Consider the following 26,790-nt stretch of genomic DNA (forward strand, 5'->3'; position numbering starts at 1 on the left):
CGATGGCGGACCAGACGGGACAGGCTCAGGGCCTACCCTCACAGGGTTCGGTTGCCGTCGAAATTACTCTGGCGCAACTGCTCGCGGTCATGCCGACAGCCCGGGAGCGGGCGCCCCTGTTTCTGGACTACATCCAGGCGGCGATGGACCGCTTCGGGATCAGTGAGTCGAAACTGCGCGTGGCGCACTTCCTGGCCCAGGTGGCGCACGAGAGCGGCGAGCTGCGCTACATGCGTGAGATCTGGGGTCCGACGAGTGCCCAGCTCGGCTATGAGGGCCGCGCCGACCTCGGCAACACCGAGCCTGGTGACGGGATGAAGTTCAAGGGCCGTGGCCTGATCCAGGTCACGGGCCGGGCGAACTACCTCAGGTGCTCCATGGCGCTGTATGGTGACGCGCAGACCCTGGCCGAGACGCCGGAGCTGCTGGAGACCAAGGAGGCCGCCTGCCTGAGCGCGGGGTGGTTCTGGGGCGAGTTCAAGCACCTGAACCCCCTGGCGGATGCGGACGACCTGGAGCACATCACGCGGCGAATCAATGGCGGCTTGAACGGGCTGGTCTACCGCACGGCGTACCTGGCCCGCGCCAAGGAGGCCCTCGGATGATCGAGAACGCACTCCGGGCCGCTGGCCGCATCCCCCAGGACAAGCTGCTGCACGCCGTGTGCGGTGCCCTCCTGGCCCTCCTGGGGCTGGCGTGGGGCCCGGTGACGGCCCTCCTGCTGCCCACGGCGCTGGGTGTCGCCAAGGAGGTCTACGACCACTTCAACCCGCCCCATGTGGCGGACCCGATGGACCTGCTGGCCACCATCCTCGGCGTCGTGCCAGTGCTGGCGGCCTATGCCGTGGGGGTGGGCCATGTCTGACTTTGACTGGAAGTCCTTCGTGAAGAAGGTCGCCCCGTTCATCGGGACGGCGCTGGGAGGTCCCCTTGGTGGTGCTGCTGCGTCTGCTCTGGCTGGTGCTCTCGGCGGAGACCCCACGAAGACCACCGATCAGCAGTTGGCCGCCATGGTCCAGAGCGTCACACCTGAACAGCTTCTGGCCCTCAAGAACGCCGAGAACGAGTTCGTCCTCAAGATGCAGGCGCTGGGATTCCAGCACGAAACCGACCTCCTCCAGACCTCGGCCGCGGACCGCGCGTCTGCACGGGACCGGGAGAAGTCCGTCAAGGACTGGACGCCCCGGGTGCTCGCCTCTGGCGTAACCATCGGGTTCTTCGGCCTGCTGAGTTACCTGCTGCGCCACGAGGTGCCGGCTGGGTCGAAGGATATCCTGAACGTGATGCTGGGCTCCCTCGGGACGGCCTGGATCTCCATCGTCACCTACTACTTCGGCAGTTCTGCTGGCAGCGATGCCAAGACCTCCATCATCGCGCAGCAGGGGGGGAAGTGAACGCTCATGTAAAGTGCTCCTCGCCGGACTGCCCCTTCCACGGTGAACCCCAGGACCGGCGCGGCTGGCACCTCGAGAAGTCCATCAACCTCCCGGCCCTGCTCACCCTGGGTGGCATGGTCGCCGCGGGCCTGGCCTACGTCTGGCGGCAGGACTCGCGGGTGACGAAGGTGGAGGACCGGGCGACCAGCCTGGAGGCCGCTGACATCCGGATCGAGAACGCGCAGGGGCGACAGCGAGACGAGATCCGCACCGATCTGAAGTCCATCAATGACAAGCTCGACCGTCTGGTCGAGCGGGGCCGCCGTTGACCGGCTACCGTGAGGTCCCCATCGAGCCCGGCCTGGTCGAGCGGGTGGCCGCGGGCCTGCGCTACGCCGTGACCGGGGACACCTCGGCCTACAACATCTGGTTCGGCCCTGGCGCCCCGCCACTGCCCCAGCAGCCCGAAGCCGGCGGGCGGCAGTACGACTACCCCACCCAGATCAACCTCCAGTGGCAGCCCCGCGTGGGCGAGCAGGTGGGCTACCAGACCCTGCGCGACCTGGCGGACGGCTACGACCTGCTGCGCCTGGTGATCGAGACGCGCAAGGACCAGCTGGCGAAGCTGGAGTGGACGATCAAGCCCCGTGCGCCCAAGGCCAAGCCCGACGCACGCTGTGCCGAGATCGAGGCGTTCCTCCAGTGCCCGGACAAGGTGCACAACTGGGACCAGTGGAACCGCATGTTCTGGGAGGAGGTGCTGGTCCCCGACGCGCCGGCCATCCTGCCCCGCCGCACCGTGGGCGGGCAGCCCTACGCCCTGGACATCATCGACGGCACGACCATCAAGCCCGTGGTGGGCGCCGATGGCCGCCGACCTCTGGAGGGCCCGGCCTTCCAGCAGGTCATCAAGGGCATCCCCGTCGCCAACTTCACCGTGCAGGACCTCTACTACCGGCCCCACAACCCCCGGGCGCACAAGCTCTACGGCTACAGCAAGGTCGAGCAGGTCATCACCACGGTCAACATCGCGCTCCGGCGCCAGCTGTCCCAGCTGCAGTACTACACCGAGGGCAGCGCCCCGGACATGATCTTCAGCACGCCGCCCGAGTGGAACCTCGACGCCATCAAGAAGTTCGCCGAGTGGTGGTGGTCGCAGCTCTCCAACGGGAACACGGCCCAGAAGCGCAAGGGGATGTTCGTGCCGCACGGCGTGGAGCCCATCAACACGAAGGACATGCTGCTCAAGGACGCTTACGACGAGTGGCTGGCCCGGATCATCTGCTACTGCTTCAGTGTCCCCCCCCAAGCCCTGGTCAAGGAACAGAACCGCGCCACGGCGGGCACGCAGAAGGACATGAGCAAGGAGGAGGGCCTCCTGCCGCTGATGAAGTACCAGAAGGGCGTCATGGACGACATCCTGCGGGACTTCTTCGGCGCGCCGGACCTCCAGTTCGACTGGAAGCAGGAGGCGGCCACCTCGCCGCTGGAGCAGGCGCAGATCGACAAGAGCGACGTCGAGGCGGGCATCCGCACGGTGAACGAGGTGCGCGAGGAGCGCGGCCTGGAGCCCCTGGCCGAGGAGCCTACCCTGGAGCCGACCGCCACCGAAGGCCTGCCCACGGGCGAGAAGCCCCAGGATACGGCCCTGAACGGCCAGCAGATCACGGCCCTACTGGGCGTGGTCCAGGCCAAGGTGCCCCGCAACACCGCCGCCGCGGTCATCGCCGCGTCGTTCCCCAGCCTGTCCCCCGAACAGGTCTCGGCGATGGTGGCGGGCATGCCCGCGGAGCCTGAGCCAGAACCCACTCCCCCGCCTGCTGGGAGCGATCCCAACGCGAAAGGCCAGCCCCCGGCTGCGTCCACTGATGAACCGACCCCCAAGGCGGGGGAGCCTGCCTCGAAGGGCGCCAGCATCCAGATCTCCATCAAGGGCGACGGTGCCGCTCTGGCCGCCAACATCGCCAAGCTCCGCTCCGGCGAACTGAAGAAGAAGGCACTGAAGCCCATCCCGCGCGACCGGAAGTCCGTGGTGAAGCTCGAGGCCAAGGTCAAGAAGACCGTGGCCAAGTTCCTCGCCGCCCAGGTGCTGCCCATCGCCAAGATGCTCCACGGCGTGCTGCCGGAGAGCGCCGAGAAGCTGGAGAAGATGAGCCGCGAGGAGGCCCAGGCGCTCCTGGACGAGCTGGGCTTGGACTGGCACGAGCTCGGGGACGACCTGGAGAGCGTGCTGGCTGCCATTGCCCAGGACGGGGCCGCGCAGGCGCTCGCCCAGATTGGCGTGAGCAGCGCCAGCATCGTGGACCAGGTCAACGAGAAGGCCGTCTCCTGGGCCGAGGACCACGCCGCGACGCTGGTCAAGGGCCTGGAGGAGACCACGCTCAAGGCGCTGCGTGGCGACCTGGCTGCCTCCATCGAGCTCGGCATGTCTGTAGATGAGATCGCCGCGGTGCTGGAGAAGGACTACGCCTTCAGCGAGGCCCGCGCTGAACTGATCGCCACCACAGAGCGGGCCTTCGCCGATGTGGAGGGCAACATGGCCGCCTACCGCGAGTCCGGCGTGGTGAGCGGCAAGGAGTGGGTGCTGGGCTCCGAGCATGACGACGCCCTGGAGTGCGACTGCTCCGACAACGCCGACGCCGGCGTGATCCCCCTGGACGGAACTTTCCCCGGCGGGGACGACGCCCCGCCCAACCACCCCGGGTGCGTGTGCGACGTGCTCCCGGTCGTAGCTGAAGACGAAACCGCTTGATCCCTACGAGGAGAAAGGAATGGCCACTGTGAGAATGCTCCCCCCCGCCACCGGCAACGCCACCCACGAAGTCAGCGGCCGCCGCTATGTGGGCGTCGTGGGTACACCCCAGGACGTGCCGGACTTCGACGCGCCCACCCTGCAGGCCAACGGCTGGCAGATCACCGACCCCCATGGGTCCGGCACCACCTCCACCCGACCCGCGAACCCCTTCAAGGGCATGCGGTTCACCGACACCACGCTGGGCGTTTCCATCCTCTGGGACGGGAAGGTCTGGCGCAACCCGATCACGGGGGCGAGCGTATGACCAAGAAATTCAAACTCTACGGAGAATTCGAGAAGGTCGAGGAGCAGGAGGACGGCACGCTGAAGGTATCCGGTATCGCCAGCTCCGAGGCCGTGGACAGCGACGGCGAGACCATCACGGCGGAAGCCATGAAGGCCGCCATCCCCGACTACATGGCCTTCGGCGCACTGCGCGAGATGCACACCGCCTGGGCCGCCGGCACCGCCCTGAAGTGCGATGTGGGCGACGACCGGAAGACCCACTTCGAAGCCCTGGTGGTGGACGCCGAGGCCATCAAGAAGGTCCAGACCGGCACCTACAAGGGTTTCAGCATCGGCGGGAAGGTCACCAAGCGCGACCCGGCCAACCGCTCGACCATCACCGGCATCAAGCTCGTCGAGGTGTCCCTGGTGGACCGGCCCGCCAACCCCGAGGCCGTATTCAGCATGGGCAAGGTCGAGGGGGACGAGTCCGAGGCCCTCACCCTCGCCGTCCTGCGCAAGAGCATGTGGAGCATCGCGGACTTCGCGGGGCTGCTCCAGTCCCTGGCCTTCGTGGCGTGGGATTCGGCCTACGAGGCGGAGTGCGAGGGCGACGCGAGCCCCATACCCGCCGCGCTGGGCGCGTGGATCGAGCAGGGGCTGGGCATCCTCCAGGCCATGACCGCGGAGGAGTGCGCCGAGTTGATGTCTCAGCTACCCAGCCGCGAGCCCCAGGCCCTTCTCGAGATGGCCGCCAAGGTGGCCGGCGTCGACCTCGCCAAGGCGGGCAAGAAGTTCAGCAAGTCCACCGCCGAGGCATTGAGTGGCGTCCACAAGATGCTCCAGGACGCAGAGAAGGCGATGGGCGGGCTTGGCTTCGATCAACCCGCCAACGTCGAGGACAAGGAGGAGGAGGCCGACAAGGCCGCCGCTGCCGAGGCACTCCAGAAGGCCGCCGGCCTCGAGACCGACCTCGCCAAGGCCCAGGACGAGCTGACCAAGGCTCAGGCTCGTATCACCGAACTCGAAGCGATGCCCGAGGTTGCCAAGGGCGTGGCCGTGGTCTTCGATGCGGAGAAGCAGGCCGAGATGTTCGCCAAGCAGGCCAAGGACGCCGAGGCCGAGGACCTGAAGAAGTACCAGGAGACCACCGACCCGGAGGAGAAGTTCAAGGCCTCCATCAAGTTCATCCACAAGTACGGCCACAAGCCGGAATAACCGCAACCCTTCCCCGGCGATCCGGGCACCTCACCCCGTCTTTCAAACCCTCCTTTGCGGGATCGAACCCGCCCCCCGGAGAGAACCATGAGCGCAAGCATCACCGACACCCTGGCTCTGCATAAGTCCATGATGGGCGAAAGCGCCGTCAACGATCTGCAGAAGACCATCAGCACCTCCACCGGCCTGGTCAACTACGACCTGCAGGCCCCCGAGAAGAACCTCTACGCCTTCCTCGCGCCCATCCGGTCCCGCCTGAAGCGCGTCCCGGGCCGCGGCGGCATCGCCACGAACTGGCGCGCTGTGACCGGCTTCACCGGCTCCGGCGTGAAGTCCATGCCGTGGGTGCCGGAAGGTCAGCGGTCGGCCCGCATGTCCTACACCACCCAGAACAAGAGCGCGAACTACGTGACGCTGGGTGAAGAGGACAGCATCACCGAGGAGGCGATCTCCGCCGCCGAGGGCTTCACCGACGCGCAGGCTGGCCTCGCGTTCCGTCTCATGCAGGGCACCCTGACCAAGGAAGAGTACGCCCTCATCGCGGGCAACGCCTCCCTGGCCCTGGGCACCGTGGGTACGGTCACCACCTCCGCCTCCGGCACCGGCGGCACGCTGCCCGGCGCCCCCACGACCTACGACGTGGCCTGCGTCGCGCTGACCATGGAGGGCTACCTCGCGGCCAGCCTGTCCGGCGGCGTCCAGCAGGTGGTCGCCATTACCGGGGCCGACGGCAAGACCTACAACCTGAACGGCGGCTCCAGCATGAAGTCCGCCGTGGCGACCCAGGCCATCACCCTCGGCCAGCACCTCTTCGCCAGCGTCGCCCCCGTGCTCGGCGCGGTCGCCTACGCCTGGTATATCGGCGCTGCCGGTGCCGCCAAGCTCGAGGCCATCACCACGATCAACAGCCTGGACTGGAGCACCGCTCTGGCCGGCACGGGCCAGGCCCTCACCGCGGTCACCGCCGACTGCTCCAAGAACGCGAACTACGCCTTCGACGGCCTGCTCACCACCGCCTTCAACAGCGGCGGCCTGGCCTACACGAAGGTCATGGCGACCGGCGTGTCCGGCACCGGCACCCCGCTCACCGCGGGCGGGCGCCGGAACATCACCGAGATCGACGTGATGCTCAAGAGCATGTGGGACAACTCCCGCCTGAGCCCCACGGTCATCTTCGTGAACAGCCAGGAGATGCAGAACATCACCAACAAGGTGATGAACTCCAACACCTCCCCGATCTTCGCGGCCAACCAGAGCGACCCCTACGCCGTGACCGCCAACGGCTTCGTGACGGGCTACTTCAACCCGTTCACCGCGGGCCAGCAGGGTGTGACCATCCCCATCGTCCTGCACCCCTACATCCCCGCGGGCACGATCCTCGCCCTCTGTGAAAATCTGCCCGCCCAGTTCCAAAACAGCGAGGTCCCCAACGTCGCCGAGATCCACGTGCGCAAGGACTACCGCCAGACCTTCTGGCCCGTGGTCACCCGCTCGCGCGACGTCGGTGTCTACGTCGAGGAGACCCTCGCGGTCTACGCGCCCTTCGGTCTGGGCGTGATCAGCAATATCGCGAATGGCTGAACGTAGCCAGCGCCCGGGGGCCTTTGCGGGCTCCCGGGCCCCTTTCTGAGGTCCACATGGCCAAGATCAAAACCGACATCCCCAAGGCCGCCGAGGGCAACGTCCTCCTGCTGGCGCCCGACGGCGCCACTGGCTGCGCGGTGGACGGCGTGGAATACGTCGTCAACGACGGCTTCTGTGAGGTCGACCAGGCCCACGCCGCCACCCTCATCGAGTCCCACGGCTACGTCGCCGCCGAGTAGCCCATGACTCGATTCGTCTGGATCCCCGAAGCCCCAAGGCACCCCGGTCTCTACGCCAACAAGAACGGCGCGGACCTGGACACCGGCAAGGTCCAGGGATTCACGAAGCCAACCAGCACCATGAGCCCCCACCACGCCCTCCAGTTCGAGACGAGGGAAGAGTGCCAGGCCTGGTGTGACGCCAACCCACACCCCGTGTTCGAACCACGCGAGCACGGATTCTCCGAGTAGCCCATGTCCGCCAACCCCGCCGACCTCTGCACCCTGGCTGACCTGAAGGCCTGGCTAGTCGTCACCAACAACACGGATGACGTCCTGCTCCAGCGCCTGCTCACGGCGGCCAGTGTCTCCATGCAGAGCTGGATGAGCGCCACCATCCCGTCCGCCTCCTACACGGAGGTGCGGGATGGCACGGGCTCGGACACGTTGGTCCTGGGCAACACGCCCGTGACCGCGGTCACCAGCGTCACGGTCAACGGGCTCCCGCAGGCCCTCAGCCCGGACGGCATCCAGCCGGGCTACATCTTCAGCGACTCCGCCATCTTCCTCGTCGGCACCAGCTTCCCGGTGGGGCGGCGCAACGTGACGGTGGCCTACACCGCAGGGTACAACCCCATCCCCTTCGACCTCGCGCAGGAGTGCATCTCCCTGGCCGCCTGGAAGTACCGGGAGAAGTCCCGCATCGGCCAGACCGGCACGGGCATGGGGCCGGAGCACATCAGCTTCAGCCTGAAGGACATGCCGGACAGCACCAAGACCGTGATGCAGCAATACAAGAAGGTGGTGCCGGTATGAGCCTCGACGTCCGGTTTGTCGGCGACGACAAGGTGATCGCCAACCTCAAAGGTATGGGCCCGAAGGTGGTGGCGGCCGGGAAGGCGTCTATCGCTCGGTCCACCATGAAGGTGCTGGCCAAGGCCAAGCAGAAGGTTTCCGGCGAGGTCCTGAAGAACCGCACGGGCACGCTCCGGCGGGCGATCAACCAGCGCATCGAGGAGGCTGGCGGCCGGATCGTCGGCACGGTCGGCATCAAGCTCCGCTACGCCGCGGCCCATGAGTACGGGTTCAAGGGCACCGTCACCGTCCGGGCTCACCTCCGCATGATGAAGGTGGCCTGGGGGCGCCCGGTGAAGCAGCCCCGCAAGATCGAAGTGGGCGCCCACACCATGAAGATGAACCTCCCCGAGCGGAGCTTCCTGCGCTCCAGCCTGCGCGAGCTGCGGTCTGACATCATCGCCGACATGCAGGCGTCGGTGGCCAAGGCGGTGGCGAAGTGATCGCCCTGGAGCCCATCTACGCCGCGCTGTGGGCCAAAATCCAGGCCATCCCTGGCGTGAACCACTTCTCCCGGCGCCCGGACGTGCCGCAGAACCTCGCCGATGGCCAGTTCCCTGCCGTGATGCTGAACCAGCTGGAGATCGACGCCCTGTGCGATGGCTCCGGCATCGGGACAGTCTTCACCATCCCCGTCGAGATCCTGATCTACGTGAACACCGGGAGCGACCCGAATGTGGTGCCCACGGTGGCCCTGAACGGGCTGATCGACCAGGTGCGGGCGGCTATCGCCGTGAACATCCCCGGCAGTCGCCAGGAACTGGGCGGGCTCGCCTACTCGGTCTTCGTGAACGGAAAGATCGAGGTTTTCGAGGGCAACCGGGGACAGCACGGCATCGCCATCGTCCCCATCACCATCACCGCAGCCGAGAACTAGGAGATCCCATGCCTGATGAACCTGAAGAGATCCAGCCGGAAGCCGAGCCGAAGACCGAGCCGACCAATAGTGGCTTGGCGTTCGACGTGATTGTCGGGGTTCCCCCCGACCTCATCCCCCCCGCCCCATGGGAGGCCGAGATCGACGCCTTCTGGCAGAACATCCTCGCCAACGTCTCGGCCAAGGTCGAGACCCCTATCCACAACTTCCTCCGTGAAGAGACGGAGGCTCTCAAGGCCCGCCTGAAGGCCCTGCTCTAGCCCTTTTTCAACTCCTCCTTTGCCGGTCACCCCGGCCCTCCGGAGACTCACATGGCACAGCCTCTTTTCGGCACGGGCATCCTTGCCCTCACCCCCGCCGGCACCACTCCCACGCCCATCCAGGTCGCGGTCCTCAAGGACATCAGCGTCGACATCAGCTACGCGAAGAAGGACCTGATCGGCAACCTCCAGTTCCCCGTCGACTCCGCCAAGGGCGAGGGCAAGCTCACCGGGAAGGCCAAGTCCGGCTGGTTCCACGGCGGGCTCATCGCCGCCATCCTCAGCGGGTCCACCACCGTGGTGGGCTCCAACGTCGGCGTGTTCAACGAGCAGGCCGTCCCGACCACGAACACCATCACGGTCTCCGGCTCCGCCACCTGGGTCTCCGACCTGGCCGTGTTCGACACCGTGGCCCAGAAGTTCCTCACCCGCGTGGCCTCGGCTCCCGCCGTGGGGCAGTACAGCGTGGCGGCCGGGGTCTACACCTTCAACGCCACCGACGGCACGCACCTCATGTCGATCACCTACGACAAGACCTCCGCCGCCGTGGGCACCACGATCAAGCTCACGAACCAGCAGATGGGCACGAACACCGCCTTCTCGCTGAAGCTCTACAACAACTACCAGGGCATGGCTGGCGGCGCGAACAGCTCCGGCATCTACCTGCCCAGCGTGGTCATCCCCAAGCTCAGCTTCGCCTTCAAGAACTCGGACTTCATGGAGAAGTCTATCGACTTCGAGGCCACGGCGGACGCTGTCGGCAACATCGTCAGCATCTTCACGGGGAACTGATCATGGACCTGACCGCGATCAAACCCCTCACCTACGGCGTCATCCGCCGGAACAAGGACGTGGTGGACCGGCTCACCGCGCCCACCCTCGACCTCGATCAGCGGATCGAGGCCAGCATCGCCTTCCTCAAGCTGGGCTTCCCCGAGGCCACGGAAGAGGACTTCGACGGGATCAGCCCCGTGGGGCTCCTCATGGCGGGGCAGGCGCTCTACAAGGCGACGTTCAGCCGCCCGGAAGCCGAAGCTCCAGTTCAGACGAACCCCTGAACTGGAGCCGCGTCACTGGGCTCATCGTCACGACCACGGGGTGGACCATCCACCAGCTGGACGCCACCCCGTGGCCCGATGTGGCAGACCTCCTCGACTACTGGTGGGAGTCCCCACCGCTCCACCTCCTGGTGAAGGGCTACATGGGCTACGAGCCGCAGGAACCCGAAGAGACCCGGCCGATGACCGAGGACGAGCTCCGCGTGTGGGCGGCACAGGTGCACCGTGGCTGACGAAAAAGAAGTAGCAGTCAAGCTCAGCGCCGACGTCAAGTCGCTGCTCCAGGGCATGAAGGACGCCCAGGAGCACACCGAGAAGGCCGTATCAGGCATGAAGGGCGACCTGGGGTCGGCCATCGAGAGCTTCGATAAGTTCGGGGCCGGGGCCGTGGCCATCGGCATGGTCGGGCTGGCGTTCGAGGCACTGGGCGAGGTCAAGGACAAGATTCTGGAGGCCGTCCACGCCACCAACGAACTCACAGAGGAATTCGAGTCGTTGAACAAGCGCACCGGGGCCTCGTTCGATGATCTGTCGGTCTACAAGAACGCCCTGGTCCTCACGGGCGGGACGATGGGGGACCTGTCGGGGATCCTGAACGGCCTCCAGCGCAAGATGGCGGCCAGCCCCGAGATCTACATCGCCAATAAGATCGCTGCTGACGAGGCTGCGCTCTCCCACCAGGACCTGATGACCACCCTGTCCAAGTCGGTCCAGGTCATTGCGTCCATCGAAGACCCGGGCCGTCGCTCGGAAGTGGCCATCGCGCTGTTGGGCAGCCGTGCCCAGGCGATCCTCCCTCAGATCATGAAGATGAACGAGATGATCGAGAAGGACGGCCCGGACGCGCTGAAGAAGTACGGCGCTCACATCGACAACGAGGCCATCGCCAAGCTGGACCACTTCGAGATCGAAACCGGCAAGGTGAAGCTGGCCATCGAACAGATCGACCAGAAGCTCGCCGACTCCGGCCAGGGCTGGGCGATCTGGGGGAACAAGGTCAAGCTGATGTGGTCCCAGGCCACGCTGGCGGCCTCGGAGTACTACCACACCGCGTTCCCGGACCTCGGCGGGGACGAAGACCGCCGCATCGCCGCCCTCAAGGCTCAGTGGGCCAAGGAGGGCATCTTGCCGAAGCCGGAAGGCGCGGCAGGGGAAGGCGGCGGCGGGGACGGTAAGGGTGGCAAGGGTGGCGTCACCGCCAAGGAACTCGAAGAGCAAAAGAAAGCCGCCGAAGAGCGCCTGGCGCTCCGAAAGACTGTGGACGAGGAGATCATGCGCTCGGCGGCCCATGTGGCAGCTGAGCAGATCAAGGACCTGAAGTCGTTCCAGGAAGCCGGGACTCTCACTTGGGACGAGATGACCCGGGTGGTGGAGGTCGCGTACGACAAGCAGTACGCGCAGACCATGAAGGCCCTCAAAGACGAGGAGAGGGCCTACGCAGGGAAGCCTGCCGAGATGGCCAAGATCCACGCCAAGATGGAGGAGGAGTTCCAGAAGTACCAGGCAAACCTGTCAGAGCTGGAGCGCAAAACCGCCGAGAACACGCGCAAGGAGCGGGCCCAGGCCGATGCCGACGCCGAGAAGGCGCGGAAACAGAACATCGAACTGGCGCGGATCGCGGCCAAAGATGAGTTGGACATCCAGAGGGCGATCCTGGATGAAAAAGAGCAGGCGCTGGACGACGATTTGGCCCGGGGCAAGATCACCCTGGCCCAGTGGACAGCGGCTCGGCAGGCAGCGGCCCGCTCTGGGTTGCGTGCCGAACTGGACGCCCTGGACCAGGAACAGGCGGCGGCTCGGGAGGACCTCGTCAAGTGGCGGGCGATCCAGGCCCAGAAGGACGCCATTAACCGGAAGGCCGCCGCAGACATCACGAAGATCAGCAGGACAGCGGCCCAGCAGACCGCCGCGTTCTGGGATCAGGCGGCCACGAAGGCGACGACCGGCTGGACGCAGGGCATCCAGCAAATCATTCACGGGGAGATGTCCCTCGCCCAGGGGGTGGGCGGTGCCCTGAAGCAGATCGAGAACCAGACCGAGCAATCGCTCATCAACATGGGCCTCTACTGGGTCAAGCACTTCCTGCTGAGGTCAGCCCTCCAAGAAGACGCCCACATGAAGGAGGTCGTCACCAACGCAAAGAGCGCGGCATCCGGCGCATACAACGCAATGGTCGGAATCCCCTACATCGGCCCCTTCATCGCCCCGGTTGCGGCTGCGGTCGCCTTCGCGGGGACGATGGCCTTTGCCGAGGGTGGCTGGGATCAGGTGCCAGCCGATCAGGTCGCCATGATCCACAAGAACGAGATGGTGCTCCCCGCACACATCGCCGGGCCCCTGCGTGAAAGTCTCCAGGGTGGCGGCGGTCTGGCTGCGGCGGGGGCTGGCAGTGGGCCCGTCAACATCAACATCCATTCGGTGGACGCCAAGAGCGTGGAGCGCCTGTTCGCCCATAACCAGGGGCCGCTCTTGCGGACGCTTCGTGAAGCCATGCGCAACGGGAGGCGGTCGTGAGCGGATTGATTTTCCCGACCCTGGCGGGCATCGACATCGCCGTGAAGCGCACGCCGATCTGGGCCACGAAGGTCCAGACGACCTCCAGCGGCAAGGAACTGCGGGCGTCGTGGCAGTCCACCCCGCGCTGGCGCTACGAGTTCCCGGTGAACTTCGTGCGCCGGGCCGGGTTCAGCGCGAACACGCCCTCGGACGAGATGACCGCCATCCTCAGCCTGTTCAATGCCGTCCGCGGGAAGTGGGACAGCTTCCTCTACACCGACCCCTACTCGAACACGGCCTCGTTCACCCCCTTCGGCACGGGGAACGGAACTACCACGGCGTTCCAGCTGCTGGACATCGAGGGCTATTCGGTCTTCGACATGAACGGCACGCCCTCGGTCTACCGCACGGACTGGCAGGGGCGGCAGCTGCTCTACAGCACGGCGCGGACGAATCTGCTGAAATTCTCGGATCAATTCGATAACGCGGGGTGGGTGAAGACCTCCGTAACGGTGACAGCAAACGCCACTCTATCGCCCGATGGGACAACGACTTCCGACAAGATCGTGGAGGATGTCACCAACAACGTCCACCAGGCCTCACAGGGTCTGACGATTCTTGATAACACTACATATGCAGTCAGCACTCACGCAAAGGCCGGAGAGCGCAACTGGCTGAGGCTTCAGCCAAACGATAAGGGTGGGACTACTCGTGGCGCTTGGTTCAATCTCGCAACAGGAGTGGTCGGGTCCGTCAACAGTGGTACCACCGCATCTATCGTTAATCTGGGCAACGGATGGTATCGGTGCACTGTCGTATTTAACAGTGGGACCGGGGCTTCAGCGTGCACAGTGCGGATCGCCGTCGCTACCGGAGACGGTACTACAGGCTACACAGGCGATGGTGCTAGCGGCCTCTACCTGTGGGGCGCTCAGATTGAGGTCGCCCCCGCCCCCACCTCCTACATCCCCACCACCACAGCCGCCGTCACCGTCACCGACTACACGCTGAGCGGGACGGGGCTGGTGACGCTGGCCACGGCTCCGGTGAGCGGCGCCACCCTCACCTGGAGTGGAGCCTACTACCGCCGCGTCCGGTTCGACATGGACGAGTACGAGCAGGAGCAGATGTTCAACCTGTGCTGGAACGGCGGCACGGTCTCGCTGCTGAGTGTCAAGTGAAGGCCGCCTCGGGAGCCCTGATCTCGTTGCTCAACAGCAACAACGTCTTCCTTATGGCGGACCTCTACACGTTCACGATGCGCGATGCCTCGGTGGTGCGCTGGGCCAAGGCTGACCTGCCCATCACCCTGGGCGCGAACACCTTCACCAGCCCCAGCGACAACGGCACCCAGCCGACGCTGGAGCGCGGGACGGTGCGCACGGTCAAGGGCCTCGAGGTGGACGTCATGGACCTCACGCTCTACGGCGGCAGCACCGCCCAGATCGGTGGCGTGGGGCTGGCGATCTTCGCGCACAACGGCGGCTTCGACGGGTGCCGGGTGAAGGTGGAGCGGGTCTTCATGACCACCTGGGGCGATACCAGCGCGGGCAGCCTCGTCCTGTTCGAGGGCAACGTGGCCGCCGTGGACCCCACCTCGACCCAGGTCACGCTGCGGGTGAAGTCCGACCTGGAGCGGCTCACCAACAAATTCCCGCGCACGCTGTTCATGCCGGGATGCTCCAACAGCTTCGGCGACGCGAATTGTGGCAAGAACCTGGTGGCCCTCACGGACACCGGCACGGCCGGCGCGGGCACGAACATCAGCCAGGTGAACGTGGGCACGGGTCACGCCGACGGTTACTACGCCCTGGGCGTGCTCACCATGACCTCCGGAGCCGCCACGGGCAGCCGGCGCGCGGTGAAGTCCTATGTGGGCGGCATCGCGGTCCTGTCGATCCCCCTGCCGGCCGCTGCGGCCCCCGGAGACACATTCTCGGTCTACCCCGGGTGCGCCCGGACCAAGGCCGCCTGCACCACCTGGGCCAACCTGGACCGCTTCCGGGGCTGCCCCTATGTCCCGCCGCCCGAGACGACGAGGTAACCCGATGATCGCCGAACGCATGCTGGCCGCGCACGCCCTGATCCTGGACCGCCCTGCCGAGGAGCAGCAGCAGCGCCTCGCCGTGGTCCAGGAGGCCATGTGCTGGCTCCGCACGCCCTACCACCACCGGGCCCGGGTCATGGGTGCCGGGGTGGACTGCGGGATGCTACTCACGGAGGTCTACGAGGGCGCGGGCGTCACGCCCCACGTCGAGCCCGCCGAGTACCCCGCCGACTGGATGCTCCACCGCAGCGAAGAGCGGTTCCTGGGCATCGTGGAGACCTACGCCCAGAAGGTGGACGCCCCACTGCCCGGGGACATCGCCCTGTTCCGCTGGGGCCGGTGCATCAGCCACGGCTCCATCGTTGTGGCGTGGCCAGAGATCGTGCACGCCTACATCCACGCGGGTGAGGTGGTGCTGGATGATGCCGTGGCCAATCAGGAGCTCGCCGAGCGGCTGGTGGGGTTCTGGTCTCCGTGGGCAAAAGGCTGGGACGAGGTGCCGGCCGACACGCTGGGCATGATCCAGCCGGGTGAGATGGTGGTGCCCGCGTGGCTCGCCAAGCATCTGAGCGAGGGGGCTTAATGGGCGGCGGCGGGCACAGCACCAGCACGGTCGACCAGGTCCTGGCCGGCATCCAGATCCAGACCAGCGCCTACGGTGGCTGCCTGCCCGTGGTGTGCGGGACCACCCGCGTGCCGGGGAACCTGCTGGACTACGACGACTTCACGGCCATCCCCCACACCACCACCCAGAAGGTCGGCAAGGGCGGCGGGGGTTCCACCTCGTCCAACACCACCTACACCTACACCGCGGGCGGCATCATGGCCATCTGCGCGGGGCCCATCACGGGGGTCAATCAGGTCTGGCGGGACAAGGAGATCGGCAGCCTGAGCGGCTACGGGCTCACGCTGTTCACGGGCACGCGGCCCCAGACAGCCTGGTCCACCTGGACGACGAAGCACCCCACCAAGGCCATCGGCTACTCTGGCATGGCCACGGTCTGCTCCCCGTCCTGGGACCTGGGCGGGTCCGGGGCGTTCAAGAACCACTCATTCGAGGTGGTGGGCTTCGTGGCCACGGAGCAAGACCCGGCAGCCCTGGTAGCCTACGACGCCAAGCCCTCCGCCGTGGTGAACCTGCTACTCACCGACCCCTACGAGGGCAGCGGGTTCCCCTCGGCCCAGCTCGGGGACCTCGTCACCGGGGCGGGGAGCTATGCCACCTACTGCCAGGCGCTCGGGTTCGTGATCAGCCCGGCCTTCGTGGAACAGAAGAGCACCGCCGAGCACCTGCAGGACGTCCTGAACGCCACGAACTCCGAGTCCGTCTGGACCGCCGGCGCCACAGGCATGCTGCTGAAGATCGTGCCCTACGGCGACACCGCGGTCACGGCCAACGGCACCACCTACACCCCGAACACCACGCCGCTCTACGACCTGACGGTGGATGACTTCCTGGTCGGCGCGCCGGACGAGGACCCCATCGAGGTCACGATCTCGAGCCCGCAGGATATCTTCAACTGCGTGCCCGTGGAGTTCCTGGACCGGCTGAACAGCTACAACGTGAGCGTGGTGGACGACCCGGAGCCGGTGGACGTGGCCCTGAACGGGCTGAAGAAGGATTCCCCGCTGACCCTGCACTGCATCACCCGCTCCGCCGTGGCGCTGCAGGTGAGCCGGATCAAGGCCCAGCGTAACGTCTTCATCCGCCGCACCTACAAGTTCCGACTCGGCTGGCGCTACATCCTACTGGAGCCAATGGTGGATCTGGTCACCATCACGGAACCGCTGCTGGGCCTGGACCACAAGCTGGTCCGGATCGTCAGCGTCGAGATGCCCGACGAAAATTCAGAGGAGGAGGGGCTGACCATCGAAGCCGAGGAGTGGCCCTTCGGCACCGGGAGCGCCACGCTCTACACCACCCAGACCGCCGACGGGCAGGCGCCCAACGTGAACGCCGACCCGGGCGCGGCCGCTGCTCCGGTGATCTTCGACAGCCCGGCCCTCTACGCCGAGGGTGAGGCGCCGGAGATCACGCTCGCCACAGCGGGGGGCCCGCTCTGGGGCGGCTGCTCGATCTGGGTCAGCAGCACGGGCAGCAGCTACGCCCAGGCTGGCTACATCAGCAACCCCTGCCGCTTCGGCACTCTCACCGCCAACCTGGCGGCCTGGGCCGGGGGCACAGCCCAGGACAACACGAACACGCTCTCTGTGACCCTGCCCAACGGCGGCGTCCTGAACACCGTGGACAACGCTACGGCAGCGCAGGGGCTGAACCTGATCTGGGTGGATGGGGAGATGATCAGCTTCCAGACTGCCACGCTCACCGGGACCAACGCCTACAACCTCTCCGGGCTCTACCGCGGGCTCTACGGCACGGCCCCGGGCGCCCACCTGTCGGGCACGAAGTGGGCGAAGCTCGACACCACCGTGGCCCGCTACACCATCCCCGCCACCCAGATCGGCCAGCTGCTCTACATCAAGCTCCTGAGCTTCAACCTCTGGGGCGCGGGCGGGCGGCAGCTGGCCTCGGAGGCGGTCTACACCTGGACGCCTGCAGCCGCGGCGGTGCCAGCGCCCACGGCGATCACGGTGGCTGTTTCCGACACAAGGCCGACTTGAGGGGTTCCGATGCGCAAAGTTGACGACGACGGCGGCGGATCCGGTGGCGGTTCGGATGCCATCTACAAGTGGGTGGACATCAACTGGACCTTCACCGAGCCCAGCCCCGCCGGGCTGGTGAAGGGCTTCGAGGTCGTGATCTACACCGGCACCGACCCCACGGACACCTCGAAGTACCTGAAGTCCCCCGAGCGGGGGCTGCTGGCCACGGACCGGCGCCTGGTGACCACCTACAGCTACCGCACCTACACCGCGGCCCCCACCAACGTGAACGCGGCGGTGCGCGTGGTCTATCCCGACGGGAAGAGCGCCTGGGTGGCGACGACGTCCAGCCTGGCGCCGGCCACGCCCCCGGTGACCGCGTACCAGTCGGACAACCTGATCCCCAACCCCACCTCCGAGCTGGGCGCCGTGGTGGGCTATGCGGGGCAGCTGGTGGTGAATGACGCCACCAACGCCTACGCCGGGAACTACTGCCGGAAACTCGACGCCTCCGCCACGAACCAGACCGCCCTCACGCCGGTCATCCCCTGCATCTATGGGGACCAGTTCAGCTTCGACGGCTATGTGAAGGGCTCGAATGGCACGGTGGCCGCCCAGCTGGTGCTGAAGTTCTACGACGCATCAGGCGCCACGGTGGGCACTTCGACCTCGGTGGCCTTCGCTGGGGCCGTCTACCAGACCATGACGCCCTTCCGGGGGGCAGCTGGCTCCTCAGCGGTGGGTGTGCAGGCCTTCGTGCAGGCCAGCACCACGGGGGCTGGGCAGTTCCTCTACTTCGACAACCTGAGCCTCCGCAGGGCCGTGAAGTTCAACCACATGGAGACCGACGGCGGGTTCCGTGCAGCCAATGCCCTCAAGAACCTACTCGGCACCGGCACCACGGCGGACCGGGCGTTCTACGTCGGGAACTGCGACCCCAATACCCTGGGGGGAGCTCCCAAGATCAGCTGCCTCACGATCACCCGGCGGCGATGGGATACCACCTTAAAAATCGGCCGGCTGGAACTCTCCCTCACCCCTTCCGGAGCCCCCACCACGGACAACCTGGATGGCATGCGCCCAGCCAAGATCGTCTGGTACCGGCAAAGCATCCCGGGCACCACGGCCACTCTCACCCTGCTCGATACCACCTATCCCTCCATGCATGATCGTCTTTTTGCCAACACGACCGATTCAAATGCTGCGAATACGGTAACCACCACGACAACGCTCATAGACGGTGGCATTAGCACCGGGTGCCCCGCTTGCCTCGTCACCCTCTACAACGCCTTCGGGCCATCTGAAACCCATTGCTTCTACGCCGCCACGGGGAACGGGGATGGTTCAGCCCTGGTCGACAATGGGCAGACCTGGCCCGCGGGCATCACAGGCGGATCTGGCGGCGGGGCTGGCGGCGGTGGTGGCGGTGGCGGTAGCTGCCCTGCGCCGTGGGTCCTGGTGGACGTCATCGAGGCCGGGGTGGAGACCCGGAAGCGGGCGGATGCCCTGGTGGCGGGCGACCTGGTGGTGACCTACCACGCGGGCACCAGCACCCGGGGCCGGTGGCCCATCAAGGCCGTCTCCACCGTCGAGGGTCAGGAGCGGTGGGACGTCACCTTCGAGGACGGGCTGGTACTCACCGACGCCGTGCACCATCGGTTCTACCTCACCGATGGGCGCCAGGTCTCCATTGAGGATCTGCAGCCTGGGGACATCGTGGCCGGGGACGCCCCCCGGGTGGTGGTCTCTGCCGCCTACCGGGACCGCGGGCCTGTCGTGGCCATCACCGTCGACATGGCCTACAGCTACCAGACCAGCGGCGTGCTGCAGTCCAACCTCAAGGCGGAGGGCTGATGCGAAAAATCATCCAGATCACCGACCCCCAGGGCAAGCCCGTCAGCGGGCACATCTTCGAGGCCCCGGACGCGGCCAGTCTGGAGGTCTCCATGGCGGGGCTCCCGGAGGGCTGCTGGTACGAAGTGGAGGCGGAGGATCAACTGGTGATCTCTCCGCCTCCCGTGCTACCTGACGCGCCTATTGCTTGACGAAGGTGGCGCTGAGCTGCCCTGCCAGGGGGTTGCTGACGTTCGAGGTGAGCGCCACCAAGGACCCATCCGCCGCGAAGTAGGCGTAACCGTAGGTGGATGGCAGGTAGCTGAACGACCCATCGGGGAGGTAGGAGAACCCGATGTTAAAGCAGTTCTTCCCCGCGTTGGTATTGCTGATCGTGCCCGTATAGGCCCCGACCTGGGGCTTGCCGGCGGTGGCGTCGGCGTCGTTGGCATAGGCGAAGCCGCTGATACTGCCGTCAGCATGGATATTCATAACGATGACCCTGCCGTTGCTGGACGCGGTGCTGCGCCAGGTCCCGGTCTGGACGGCCAGGTCCACCACCTGATCCTGCAGCGTGGTCACGGCGAGGCTGAAGGCCCCGGCGCTGGATGTGCCGGACAGCACCCCGTTCAGAAGCGTGCCCGTCAGCGTGAGGGGCGAGGTGGCCCCATCCACATCGGTCTGCCAGCAGGTCCCTACCAGGGAGACCGCGCCGGCCTCATCGACGTAGATGGAGCCGCGGAGGTTCTGATAGTCGCCCACGATGCCCTGGAACCCGCCGTCAGCGGCCACGATGAAGGTGTCCCCGATGGTGCCGATGGACGCGGCGGCCATGCCAGGGGCGGCGGGTGCCACGCGGGGGCGGTAGATCGCACGCGGGACGGGCTGCGGGTTAGTCACCGGCGGAGGCGGAGGCGGTGGGGGCGGCGTGGTGCTGGTGGTGCTGGGGCTGGACCCGCCGCCACAGGCGAGAGCTGCTGCGAGAATCAGAATGGAGAAAAGCAAGCGCATGGAGCCTCCTGGTCACCAATATGGGGCCTATGCAATTGACAAGCCATGTCAAAAATGCCGGGTTGTTTTGAGGTCTCAATGGGCCTTCAGTCCGTCTCAGTCCACATAGGCGGCCCATTAGTCCAGAGGGTGCACTTTGCCAGTGGTTTGCCACTCGGGGCGGACTGGAGGCAATAAAAAGGCCCCGTGAGGGGCCTAAGTGTTGATATTGCTGGTTGGCGCGGGCGGTCTCGAACCGCCGACCCCTACCGTGTCAAGGTAGTGCTCTACCCCTGAGCTACGCGCCAGCGCGAAGCTCCATTCTAGCGGAACGGGGGCGGCTGTCGAGCCTCCAGGCGGGGTGGCGGGTCCTTTCAGCGGTTCCAGTACCAGAGCAATAGGGCGGCCAGGGTGCCGATGGTCACCAGGGCCCATTCGCCTGCGTAGGGATGGTCCAAGGCGAACCGGGTCAGGGGTACTTCGGGATGGAAGTGGGGGTGACCATGAGGATGGGGATGAGGGTGGGCATGGGCGGTCATGGGGACCTCCAATCCTGAGGACCACGGTCCACCCCAAACATGGGCCGCAGGCCGGCCCGGCGCCATCCCAACCCGCCCCTCGGCGGAGTCAATGGTGGGTGGCCGGCCAGAAGAGCCAGGCGAATAGGGCCCCGGCCAGGATCAGCAGCCAGTCGATCGAGGGATCGTGCGCGAAGTCGTGGCGGCGGAGGAAGTGGGCAGCCATGGCAGCCTCCATCCAGGGGACGACTGTCCGCCCAGAAGATGGGGCCCAGCCCGGGAAGTCGCTGTGACTTTCCTGGAAATTCCATGATTCCTATTCCACCGTGACGGACTTGGCCAGGTTCCTCGGCTGATCCACATCACAACCACGCAAGACCGCGATGTGGTAGGCCAGCAGCTGCAGGGGCACGGCGTAGACGATGGGGGCCAGCCAGGGGTGGACGGCCGGCAGTTCCAGCACGTCTTCGGCGATGCCGGCCAGGCCCGTATCACCTTCGGTGACCAGGGCCAGGATGCGGCCGTCGCGGGCGGCAGCCTCCTGGAGGTTGCTGAGGGTCTTCTCCCGGTGGGCATCCCGGGGCATGAGGGCCACGACGGGCAGGGTCTTGTCGATGAGGGCGATGGGGCCGTGCTTCATTTCGCCCGCCGGGTAGCCCTCGGCGTGGATGTACGAGATCTCCTTCAGCTTCAAGGCTCCTTCCAGTGCAATCGGATAGCAGGGGCCGCGACCCAGGTAGAGGAAATCCGTGGCGTCCTGCCAGCGCTGGGCCCACTGGATGATCTGGGGTTCCAGACTGTTGAGGCGCTCCAGGTGGGCGGGCAGCTCGCGCAGGCCCTGGAGCAGGTCGGCCTTGAGTGCGGGGTCCAAGGTGCCCTTGGCTTCGCCGAGCTTCAGCGCCAGCAGGGTGAGCACGGCCAGCTGGGTGGTGAAGGCCTTGGTGGAGGCGACGCCGATCTCGGGTCCGGCATGGGTCATGAGGGAGGCCTCGGCCTGGCGGGTGGCGGTGGAGCCCATGACGTTGCACACGGCCAGGGTGCGGGCGCCACGGGCCGCGGCCTCCTTCATGGCGGCCAGGGTATCGGCCGTCTCGCCGCTCTGGGTGATGCCGATGAGGAGCGTGCCGGGCTGGATCACGGGTTCCCGGTAGCGGTACTCGCTGGCGTAATCCACCTCCACGGCCACGCGGCTCAGCTGCTCGATGAGGAACTTGCCGACCAGCGCGGAATGCCAGCTGGTGCCACAGGCCACGATGTGGATGCGGTTGAGGTCCGCCAGCTCCTGGGCCGTGAAGGGCAGATCCAGGGGAATCGTTTCCCCATCCAGGGGCAGGCGGTTCAGCAGGGTGTTCGAGAGGGCCTGGGGCTGCTCGAAGATCTCCTTCTGCATGAAGTGCTTGTAGCCACCCTTCTCCGCGGCGATGGGGTCGTAGGGGATGGTGTGGACCGGGCGGTGCACCTCGCTGCCATCCAGGCGGAAGATGCGGGCGCCCTCGCGGGTCAATTCCACCAGATCGCCGTCCTCCAGGAAGATCACGCGCCGGGTGTGGGGCAGCAGAGGCACCACGTCCGAGGCCAGGAAGGTCTCGCCCTCCCCCAGACCCAGCACCAGCGGAGGGCCGCTGCGGGCGGCGAGAATGCGGTCCTTGTCCGCAGCCTGCAGGCAGGCCAGGGCATAGATGCCCCGCATGCGGCCCACGGCCTCGCGGAAGGCGTCCGGGAAGGTCATGCCCCGCTTCATCAGGTGGGACACCATCACGGGGAAGCACTCGGTATCGGTCTCGGAGCGGAAGGTCTCGCCGGCCGCTTTCAGTTCCGTCCGCAGCTCCAGGAAGTTCTCGAAGATGCCGTTGTGGACGGCCACCACCTGCCCGTCGCCGCTGCGGTGGGGATGGGCGTTCTCCTCCGTGGGCCGGCCGTGGGTGGCCCAGCGGGTGTGGCCGATGCCCAGGGGCGTGGGATCCGCGAGATCGACCTTGCCCGCGAGGTTCACCAGCTTGCCCGAGGCCCGGATGATGCGGAACCCATCCTTGGGATCTGAAAGAGCCACGCCCGCGCTGTCATAGCCACGGTATTCCAGGCTCCGAAGACCATTCACCAGGATGCCCGCGGCACCCTGCTGACCGATGTAGCCGACGATTCCGCACATGGGTGACTCCGATCCGATGCTTCCGACCATAGCCGGGCGGGGCTGAGGTTCCAATGTGGCCCGGGGCACACGCCCTGAGGTAGCACGGCGACCACAGGTGTGGTGCCTGGAGCGGGCTGCCGGTCTCCGGGGCGCTCAGCCCCGGATGTGCTTCTCCAACAGCTTGCTCCGGAGCTGCAGCATGGCTTTGGTGTGCAGCTGGGAGACTCGGGACTCGGTGATGTTCAGGAGGATCCCGATCTCCTTCATGGTCAGCTCGTCGAAGTAGTAGAGCTGGACCACGAACTTCTCCTTCTTGGGCCGCCCTTCGATGGCCGTCCGCAGGATGTCCTTGACCTCCGCGGTCTGGAAGATCTGGTGCGGATCCTCGGCGTCCGGATCAGGCACGAAGCTGAGGAGGCTTTCACCCTCGCCGTCCTCGCCCACCTCGACGAAGGTGCCGAGGGTGACGCCCTTGAGTTCATCCAGATTCTTGTGCAGCTCCTCGAGCGGGATGCCCAGGTGGCGCGCCACCTCCTCGTCCGAGGCTGCCCGTCCCTTCTGCTGTTCGAGGAGGCGATAGGCGTTCTCGATGTCCTTCTTCTTCCGCCGGAGGCTGCGGGGCACCCAGTCCAGATCCCGCAGGCCGTCCAGGATGGCGCCCTTGATCCGGAGTTCGGCGTACGTCTTGAACTTGATGTTGCGAGTGGGCTCGAACTTCTCGATGGCGTCCATCAGGCCCAGGATGCCGCTGTTGATGAGGTCGTCCACCTCTACATGGGCGGGCAGGCGCGAGGCGATGCGGTGGGCCACGAACTTCACCAGGGGGACGTAGTCCTTGATGATCTGTTCGCGGTTGCTCCGATCGAAGGGCTCCGGGGGTTCGGCGCCGGTCTCCGCGGAGGCGGCCGCCTCGCGTTCCCGTTCGCTCGCCGCCAGCAGGGCTGCCCAGGGCCGGAGGGCGGCCGGAGCGGACGCCACGGCGCGGGCCACCTCGTCATCGATCGACGGATCGGAATCGACGAGCCGGTTTGGGAGCAGGGTCATTCGGGTTCCTAGGGGGCGTCACCGGGGGGTGGATGTTTCCAGAATGCTGCAAAGTCATCTGGCTGCAAGAGTGCCTGGCCCAGCAATTGACGCACGATGGCCGCGAAGGCGCGCGCAGCCGGGCTGCCGGGAAAGAGATCCACCACGCCCCGCTGCTGGCGCACGGCCTGGAGGATGTGGGGGTCGTGAGGGACCATGCCCAGCACCTGGAGCTGCTTGCCCAGGAAGCGCTCCGTGGCCTCCTGGAGCTGATCGATGGTCTCCCGGGCCTCCTCGGCGCTCTGGGCGTTGTTCACCAGCAGCCACAGGGGTTTCGAGGGTTCGCGCAGGTGCAGCACCTTCACCATGGCGTAGGCGTCCACCAGGCTCGTGGGTTCGGGCGTGGCCACGAGGATGACTTCCTGGGCTGCCAGGAGCAGCTTGAGGACGGAATCGTGGATGCCGGCGGCCGTGTCGATCAGCAGCCAATCGACGGTTTCGGCTACCCGTTGGAGGCCCTGGACCAAGCGCAGCTCGCTCATGGTGTCGAGCCGGGTCAGTTCCTGGAGGCCGCTGCCTGTGGGCAGGATCTGCACGCCCATCGGCCCCTCGACAAGGATCTCCTCCAGCACCTTCTCGCCACGCAACACGTGTTCTAGCGTGTATTTAGGTGAGAGCCCCAGGAGGATGTCCAGGTTGGAGAGGCCGAAATTGGCATCCATGACCACCACCCGCTGGCCCTGCTGGGCCAGGGTCATGGCCAAGCCCGCCGTGACGTTGCTTTTGCCCACCCCGCCCTTGCCGGAGGTGATGGCCACGACTCTGGCAGCGAAAAGAGGGGCTTCGGTCCCCTGGCCCAGAGGGAGGCTGCGGAACCGGGGCCCCGGGTGGGTGTTCATTCCGGGCCCTCCACCCGCCCCACCGCGGGGCCGTGCATAGCCGGACCCGTCCGCCAAACCCGGCGGGCCCCTGATGGAAGCAGACAGTCCTTGAAGGTCAACATACCGACACCCGCTGGGTGCGGGGCGAGGGCTGTGCCAGTCAGAGGACTGGCTCTCGGAGCTCAGAGGTCAGCCAGGCATGGCCAGGTGGCGGCTGAGGAAATGATGGCTAACATCTATTCCCTCGTTGCTTTGAGGCGGTCCCAACGCTCTGGGGGGTGGAATTTCCAGCGCCACCCGGCCCAGCTCACCCGCTGAAAACTGACCTGGCCGGGCCAGGGGACGCGATCCAGCCAGGTGCGGAGGGCCCGCTGAAGGCGGAGCCGCTGCTCGGGCGCCAGGGCCGTGTCGGCGCCGACCCAGGCTCCGGGCCGGCGGGCCTTCACCTCCAGGAGGCGCAGCTCGGAGCCCCGGCTCAGGAGCAGGTCCAATTCGTAGCGGCCCAGTTTCTGCCGCCAGGCCACCAAGTCCCAGCCCCGGGCCCAGCAGAGCCAGAGTGTCAGCCGCTCGACCCGCAGCCCTAGGCGGCGGGCGGCGTCACCGCGGCGCGGCATGGACGGGCTCAAGGGCATAGAAGACGGTGTCCACCGGCATGCGGGGAAAGTCGGGGGGTAGGTCCTCCGGCGCCACCCGACGGAACCCATTGCGTTCATAGAAGCGGTGCGCCGCGCTCATGTGCGGCAGGGTTCCCAGCCAGATCCCCGGCAGGCCCTGCTTCCGGGCGTGGACCAACAGAGTGTCCAGGAGAGCCTGGGCCAACCCACTGCCCCGAAAGTCGTGCTGCAGGAACATCTTCCGCAGGGCTCCGCCTCCCCCGGGAGATCGACCGAAGTCGATGAGCCCGATGGTGCCGACCACCTGACCTTCCGCGAGGCCCACCCAGAAACCCCCACGACCCACCTGATAGACCTCCGGGATCCGGGCGAGGTCCGGCTGGTCCGCGGCCGTGATGGGGACACCGAATTCCCCCTGCTGGATGGGGAGGATGAGGCCGAGGACCTGCTCCTCCTGGCCGGGGCGGAAGGGTTCGATCCGGAAGGGGCTACTCATCCCGCCTCGGCAGCAGCAGGCTGCGCTGGACGCGCTCGAGGTTGCCGTGGAGGCGGACGATCTTCCATGCCAGGATCATGGCGTAGCCCAGCCAGACCCAGAGGATGCGGGGATCCACAGGCGTGCGCTTGAGGACCTCCGTGCCCAGGTCGAGGCGCAGGCCCTGGAGGAACCAGGTCACGGCGCCGAAGGCGATGACCAGGTGGCCCCAGCGGATCCAGAAGGGGCGCAGGCCCTCCTTCACCTTCCAGCGCAGGAGCAGCCAGCGGTCGAAGCGGTCGCTTTTCTCTTCGGTGAAATGCAAGGCCAGCAGCTGGTCCACCAGGGGGGCGTAGCGGTGGACCTTCAGCTCCTGGATCTCCTCATCGCCATTCACCTTGCGCAGGAAGGCGCTGCGGATCTTCCCGATGCACTCCTCCCAGGGTGCCTCCTCCCGGTGGAGGGAGAGATGCAGGCGCACCAGCCCCACCCACAGCAGCGCCTGGGCCAGCAGCACCGCCCACAGAGACCAGCCCTGCCAGCCCTGGGTGCGGACGAGATCGAGGAAGCGGGTGAGATCCATGCGGGGAGTGTAGCGGATGCCTGCTGGTCGGCCACCCGGGAAGCGGCCATGGCAGAAGTCGATAAAGAGGATGATAAGATCATTTTTAAATCACCCCAGCCCGCCACGACCCCCGTCTCCGCGCGCGCCG

Annotated in this window: 32 protein-coding genes and 1 tRNA gene; 24 read left to right on the forward strand and 9 right to left on the reverse strand. The window is 66.6% G+C overall.

The window, feature by feature from the left end; all coding sequences use genetic code 11:
* The first annotated feature begins 89 nt into the window (after positions 1-89).
* The 24 genes from NOV65_RS09850 (at position 90) to NOV65_RS09965 (ending at position 19,657) form a co-directional block, all read left to right on the forward strand.
* Complete coding sequence (locus tag NOV65_RS09850; protein ID WP_257306288.1) at positions 90-605, forward strand: glycoside hydrolase family 19 protein; 516 nt, start codon at positions 90-92, stop codon at positions 603-605.
* Positions 602-865: a hypothetical protein gene (locus NOV65_RS09855; RefSeq protein ID WP_257306289.1), complete on the forward strand. Its 264-nt coding sequence runs from the start codon at positions 602-604 to the stop codon at positions 863-865. Before NOV65_RS09850 ends, NOV65_RS09855 begins: the two co-directional genes overlap by 4 nt.
* On the forward strand, positions 858-1,394 hold the full coding sequence (locus NOV65_RS09860) for a hypothetical protein (protein WP_257306290.1): 537 nt from the start codon (positions 858-860) through the stop codon (positions 1,392-1,394). The genes NOV65_RS09855 and NOV65_RS09860 overlap by 8 nt, the downstream gene beginning before the upstream one ends.
* Positions 1,391-1,705, forward strand: a complete 315-nt coding sequence (locus tag NOV65_RS09865) for a hypothetical protein (RefSeq protein ID WP_257306291.1) — start codon at positions 1,391-1,393, stop codon at positions 1,703-1,705. Before NOV65_RS09860 ends, NOV65_RS09865 begins: the two co-directional genes overlap by 4 nt.
* On the forward strand, positions 1,702-4,128 hold the full coding sequence (locus NOV65_RS09870; RefSeq protein ID WP_257306292.1) for a phage portal protein: 2,427 nt from the start codon (positions 1,702-1,704) through the stop codon (positions 4,126-4,128). Before NOV65_RS09865 ends, NOV65_RS09870 begins: the two co-directional genes overlap by 4 nt.
* Positions 4,129-4,147: 19 nt before the next feature.
* Positions 4,148-4,435 (forward strand): hypothetical protein, encoded by a 288-nt coding sequence (locus tag NOV65_RS09875; protein WP_257306293.1) that lies wholly within the window; start codon positions 4,148-4,150, stop codon positions 4,433-4,435.
* Complete coding sequence (locus tag NOV65_RS09880) at positions 4,432-5,613, forward strand: HK97 family phage prohead protease (protein ID WP_257306294.1); 1,182 nt, start codon at positions 4,432-4,434, stop codon at positions 5,611-5,613. The genes NOV65_RS09875 and NOV65_RS09880 overlap by 4 nt, the downstream gene beginning before the upstream one ends.
* An 87-nt stretch (positions 5,614-5,700) precedes the next feature.
* The gene (locus NOV65_RS09885; protein WP_257306295.1) at positions 5,701-7,194 is read left to right on the forward strand and encodes a hypothetical protein; all 1,494 of its coding nucleotides are present in this window, start codon (positions 5,701-5,703) and stop codon (positions 7,192-7,194) included.
* 56 nt (positions 7,195-7,250) lie between these two features.
* On the forward strand, positions 7,251-7,436 hold the full coding sequence (locus NOV65_RS09890; protein ID WP_257306296.1) for a hypothetical protein: 186 nt from the start codon (positions 7,251-7,253) through the stop codon (positions 7,434-7,436).
* Positions 7,437-7,439: 3 nt separating this feature from the next.
* A complete protein-coding gene (locus tag NOV65_RS09895; RefSeq protein WP_257306297.1) occupies positions 7,440-7,667 on the forward strand; it encodes a hypothetical protein in 228 nt (75 codons plus the stop codon).
* A 3-nt stretch (positions 7,668-7,670) separates the two neighbouring features.
* Positions 7,671-8,231, forward strand: a complete 561-nt coding sequence (locus NOV65_RS09900) for a head-tail connector protein (RefSeq protein WP_257306298.1) — start codon at positions 7,671-7,673, stop codon at positions 8,229-8,231.
* Positions 8,228-8,713, forward strand: a complete 486-nt coding sequence (locus NOV65_RS09905) for an HK97 gp10 family phage protein (RefSeq protein ID WP_257306299.1) — start codon at positions 8,228-8,230, stop codon at positions 8,711-8,713. Before NOV65_RS09900 ends, NOV65_RS09905 begins: the two co-directional genes overlap by 4 nt.
* Positions 8,710-9,147 carry a hypothetical protein gene (locus tag NOV65_RS09910; protein ID WP_257306300.1) on the forward strand — a complete coding sequence of 146 codons (438 nt, stop codon included), beginning with the start codon at positions 8,710-8,712 and terminating at the stop codon, positions 9,145-9,147. The genes NOV65_RS09905 and NOV65_RS09910 overlap by 4 nt, the downstream gene beginning before the upstream one ends.
* A gap of 8 nt (positions 9,148-9,155) precedes the next feature.
* Positions 9,156-9,407 (forward strand): hypothetical protein, encoded by a 252-nt coding sequence (locus tag NOV65_RS09915; RefSeq protein WP_257306301.1) that lies wholly within the window; start codon positions 9,156-9,158, stop codon positions 9,405-9,407.
* A gap of 51 nt (positions 9,408-9,458) precedes the next feature.
* Positions 9,459-10,199 (forward strand): hypothetical protein, encoded by a 741-nt coding sequence (locus tag NOV65_RS09920; RefSeq protein WP_257306302.1) that lies wholly within the window; start codon positions 9,459-9,461, stop codon positions 10,197-10,199.
* Between the two features lie 2 nt (positions 10,200-10,201).
* Complete coding sequence (locus NOV65_RS09925) at positions 10,202-10,465, forward strand: hypothetical protein (RefSeq protein ID WP_257306303.1); 264 nt, start codon at positions 10,202-10,204, stop codon at positions 10,463-10,465.
* A gap of 80 nt (positions 10,466-10,545) precedes the next feature.
* Positions 10,546-10,698, forward strand: a complete 153-nt coding sequence (locus NOV65_RS09930) for a hypothetical protein (RefSeq protein WP_257306304.1) — start codon at positions 10,546-10,548, stop codon at positions 10,696-10,698.
* Positions 10,691-12,979 carry a coiled-coil domain-containing protein gene (locus NOV65_RS09935; RefSeq protein WP_257306305.1) on the forward strand — a complete coding sequence of 763 codons (2,289 nt, stop codon included), beginning with the start codon at positions 10,691-10,693 and terminating at the stop codon, positions 12,977-12,979. The genes NOV65_RS09930 and NOV65_RS09935 overlap by 8 nt, the downstream gene beginning before the upstream one ends.
* Positions 12,976-14,142 (forward strand): DUF2460 domain-containing protein, encoded by a 1,167-nt coding sequence (locus tag NOV65_RS09940; RefSeq protein ID WP_257306306.1) that lies wholly within the window; start codon positions 12,976-12,978, stop codon positions 14,140-14,142. The genes NOV65_RS09935 and NOV65_RS09940 overlap by 4 nt, the downstream gene beginning before the upstream one ends.
* Complete coding sequence (locus NOV65_RS09945; RefSeq protein ID WP_257306307.1) at positions 14,139-15,005, forward strand: DUF2163 domain-containing protein; 867 nt, start codon at positions 14,139-14,141, stop codon at positions 15,003-15,005. The genes NOV65_RS09940 and NOV65_RS09945 overlap by 4 nt, the downstream gene beginning before the upstream one ends.
* A gap of 4 nt (positions 15,006-15,009) precedes the next feature.
* Positions 15,010-15,591, forward strand: coding sequence for a C40 family peptidase (locus tag NOV65_RS09950; protein WP_257306308.1), 582 nt, complete (start codon positions 15,010-15,012; stop codon positions 15,589-15,591).
* Positions 15,591-17,630 carry a phage tail protein gene (locus NOV65_RS09955; RefSeq protein ID WP_257306309.1) on the forward strand — a complete coding sequence of 680 codons (2,040 nt, stop codon included), beginning with the start codon at positions 15,591-15,593 and terminating at the stop codon, positions 17,628-17,630. The genes NOV65_RS09950 and NOV65_RS09955 overlap by 1 nt, the downstream gene beginning before the upstream one ends.
* 9 nt (positions 17,631-17,639) lie before the next feature.
* Entirely contained in the window at positions 17,640-19,466 is a 1,827-nt protein-coding gene (locus NOV65_RS09960) for a hypothetical protein (RefSeq protein WP_257306310.1), read from the forward strand.
* Positions 19,466-19,657 (forward strand): hypothetical protein, encoded by a 192-nt coding sequence (locus tag NOV65_RS09965; RefSeq protein WP_257306311.1) that lies wholly within the window; start codon positions 19,466-19,468, stop codon positions 19,655-19,657. The genes NOV65_RS09960 and NOV65_RS09965 overlap by 1 nt, the downstream gene beginning before the upstream one ends.
* On the opposite strand, the gene NOV65_RS09970 is transcribed toward NOV65_RS09965, so the two are convergent.
* The 9 genes from NOV65_RS09970 to NOV65_RS10010 all read right to left on the reverse strand — a co-directional run bounded on the left by NOV65_RS09970 (position 19,647) and on the right by NOV65_RS10010 (position 26,660).
* The gene (locus NOV65_RS09970) at positions 19,647-20,456 is read right to left on the reverse strand and encodes a hypothetical protein (RefSeq protein ID WP_257306312.1); all 810 of its coding nucleotides are present in this window, start codon (positions 20,454-20,456) and stop codon (positions 19,647-19,649) included. The genes NOV65_RS09965 and NOV65_RS09970 overlap by 11 nt on opposite strands.
* Positions 20,457-20,668: 212 nt before the next feature.
* Positions 20,669-20,743: transfer RNA gene (locus NOV65_RS09975), tRNA-Val, on the reverse strand.
* Between the two features lie 66 nt (positions 20,744-20,809).
* On the reverse strand, positions 20,810-20,974 hold the full coding sequence (locus tag NOV65_RS09980) for a hypothetical protein (protein ID WP_257306313.1): 165 nt from the start codon (positions 20,972-20,974) through the stop codon (positions 20,810-20,812).
* Positions 20,975-21,269: 295 nt separating this feature from the next.
* Positions 21,270-23,102 (reverse strand): glutamine--fructose-6-phosphate transaminase (isomerizing), encoded by a 1,833-nt coding sequence (glmS, locus tag NOV65_RS09985; RefSeq protein WP_257306314.1) that lies wholly within the window; start codon positions 23,100-23,102, stop codon positions 21,270-21,272.
* Between the two features lie 135 nt (positions 23,103-23,237).
* The gene (locus NOV65_RS09990; RefSeq protein WP_257306315.1) at positions 23,238-24,128 is read right to left on the reverse strand and encodes a FliA/WhiG family RNA polymerase sigma factor; all 891 of its coding nucleotides are present in this window, start codon (positions 24,126-24,128) and stop codon (positions 23,238-23,240) included.
* Positions 24,129-24,136: 8 nt separating this feature from the next.
* Positions 24,137-25,006: a MinD/ParA family protein gene (locus NOV65_RS09995; protein WP_257306316.1), complete on the reverse strand. Its 870-nt coding sequence runs from the start codon at positions 25,004-25,006 to the stop codon at positions 24,137-24,139.
* A gap of 218 nt (positions 25,007-25,224) precedes the next feature.
* Entirely contained in the window at positions 25,225-25,602 is a 378-nt protein-coding gene (locus NOV65_RS10000; RefSeq protein WP_257306317.1) for a YraN family protein, read from the reverse strand.
* The gene (locus tag NOV65_RS10005; RefSeq protein WP_257306318.1) at positions 25,586-26,098 is read right to left on the reverse strand and encodes a GNAT family N-acetyltransferase; all 513 of its coding nucleotides are present in this window, start codon (positions 26,096-26,098) and stop codon (positions 25,586-25,588) included. The genes NOV65_RS10000 and NOV65_RS10005 overlap by 17 nt, the downstream gene beginning before the upstream one ends.
* Positions 26,091-26,660, reverse strand: coding sequence for a hypothetical protein (locus NOV65_RS10010; protein ID WP_257306319.1), 570 nt, complete (start codon positions 26,658-26,660; stop codon positions 26,091-26,093). The genes NOV65_RS10005 and NOV65_RS10010 overlap by 8 nt, the downstream gene beginning before the upstream one ends.
* Positions 26,661-26,790: the final 130 nt, after the last annotated feature.

Origin of the sequence: Geothrix campi (genome assembly GCF_024609265.1) — a bacterium.
Lineage (GTDB): Bacteria > Acidobacteriota > Holophagae > Holophagales > Holophagaceae > Geothrix > Geothrix campi.

Coding starts and splice junctions, on each gene's coding strand:
- NOV65_RS09850 (WP_257306288.1), top strand. CDS start 90: ATGCCGACAGCCCGGGAGCGGGCGCCCCTGTTTCTGGACTACATCCAG.
- NOV65_RS09855 (WP_257306289.1), top strand. CDS start 602: ATGATCGAGAACGCACTCCGGGCCGCTGGCCGCATCCCCCAGGACAAG.
- NOV65_RS09860 (WP_257306290.1), top strand. CDS start 858: ATGTCTGACTTTGACTGGAAGTCCTTCGTGAAGAAGGTCGCCCCGTTC.
- NOV65_RS09875 (WP_257306293.1), top strand. CDS start 4,148: ATGGCCACTGTGAGAATGCTCCCCCCCGCCACCGGCAACGCCACCCAC.
- NOV65_RS09880 (WP_257306294.1), top strand. CDS start 4,432: ATGACCAAGAAATTCAAACTCTACGGAGAATTCGAGAAGGTCGAGGAG.
- NOV65_RS09885 (WP_257306295.1), top strand. CDS start 5,701: ATGAGCGCAAGCATCACCGACACCCTGGCTCTGCATAAGTCCATGATG.
- NOV65_RS09890 (WP_257306296.1), top strand. CDS start 7,251: ATGGCCAAGATCAAAACCGACATCCCCAAGGCCGCCGAGGGCAACGTC.
- NOV65_RS09895 (WP_257306297.1), top strand. CDS start 7,440: ATGACTCGATTCGTCTGGATCCCCGAAGCCCCAAGGCACCCCGGTCTC.
- NOV65_RS09900 (WP_257306298.1), top strand. CDS start 7,671: ATGTCCGCCAACCCCGCCGACCTCTGCACCCTGGCTGACCTGAAGGCC.
- NOV65_RS09905 (WP_257306299.1), top strand. CDS start 8,228: ATGAGCCTCGACGTCCGGTTTGTCGGCGACGACAAGGTGATCGCCAAC.
- NOV65_RS09915 (WP_257306301.1), top strand. CDS start 9,156: ATGCCTGATGAACCTGAAGAGATCCAGCCGGAAGCCGAGCCGAAGACC.
- NOV65_RS09920 (WP_257306302.1), top strand. CDS start 9,459: ATGGCACAGCCTCTTTTCGGCACGGGCATCCTTGCCCTCACCCCCGCC.
- NOV65_RS09925 (WP_257306303.1), top strand. CDS start 10,202: ATGGACCTGACCGCGATCAAACCCCTCACCTACGGCGTCATCCGCCGG.
- NOV65_RS09950 (WP_257306308.1), top strand. CDS start 15,010: ATGATCGCCGAACGCATGCTGGCCGCGCACGCCCTGATCCTGGACCGC.
- NOV65_RS09955 (WP_257306309.1), top strand. CDS start 15,591: ATGGGCGGCGGCGGGCACAGCACCAGCACGGTCGACCAGGTCCTGGCC.
- NOV65_RS09960 (WP_257306310.1), top strand. CDS start 17,640: ATGCGCAAAGTTGACGACGACGGCGGCGGATCCGGTGGCGGTTCGGAT.
- NOV65_RS09965 (WP_257306311.1), top strand. CDS start 19,466: ATGCGAAAAATCATCCAGATCACCGACCCCCAGGGCAAGCCCGTCAGC.
- NOV65_RS09970 (WP_257306312.1), bottom strand. CDS start 20,456: ATGCGCTTGCTTTTCTCCATTCTGATTCTCGCAGCAGCTCTCGCCTGT.
- NOV65_RS09980 (WP_257306313.1), bottom strand. CDS start 20,974: ATGACCGCCCATGCCCACCCTCATCCCCATCCTCATGGTCACCCCCAC.
- glmS (WP_257306314.1), bottom strand. CDS start 23,102: ATGTGCGGAATCGTCGGCTACATCGGTCAGCAGGGTGCCGCGGGCATC.
- NOV65_RS09990 (WP_257306315.1), bottom strand. CDS start 24,128: ATGACCCTGCTCCCAAACCGGCTCGTCGATTCCGATCCGTCGATCGAT.
- NOV65_RS09995 (WP_257306316.1), bottom strand. CDS start 25,006: ATGAACACCCACCCGGGGCCCCGGTTCCGCAGCCTCCCTCTGGGCCAG.
- NOV65_RS10000 (WP_257306317.1), bottom strand. CDS start 25,602: ATGCCGCGCCGCGGTGACGCCGCCCGCCGCCTAGGGCTGCGGGTCGAG.
- NOV65_RS10005 (WP_257306318.1), bottom strand. CDS start 26,098: ATGAGTAGCCCCTTCCGGATCGAACCCTTCCGCCCCGGCCAGGAGGAG.
- NOV65_RS10010 (WP_257306319.1), bottom strand. CDS start 26,660: ATGGATCTCACCCGCTTCCTCGATCTCGTCCGCACCCAGGGCTGGCAG.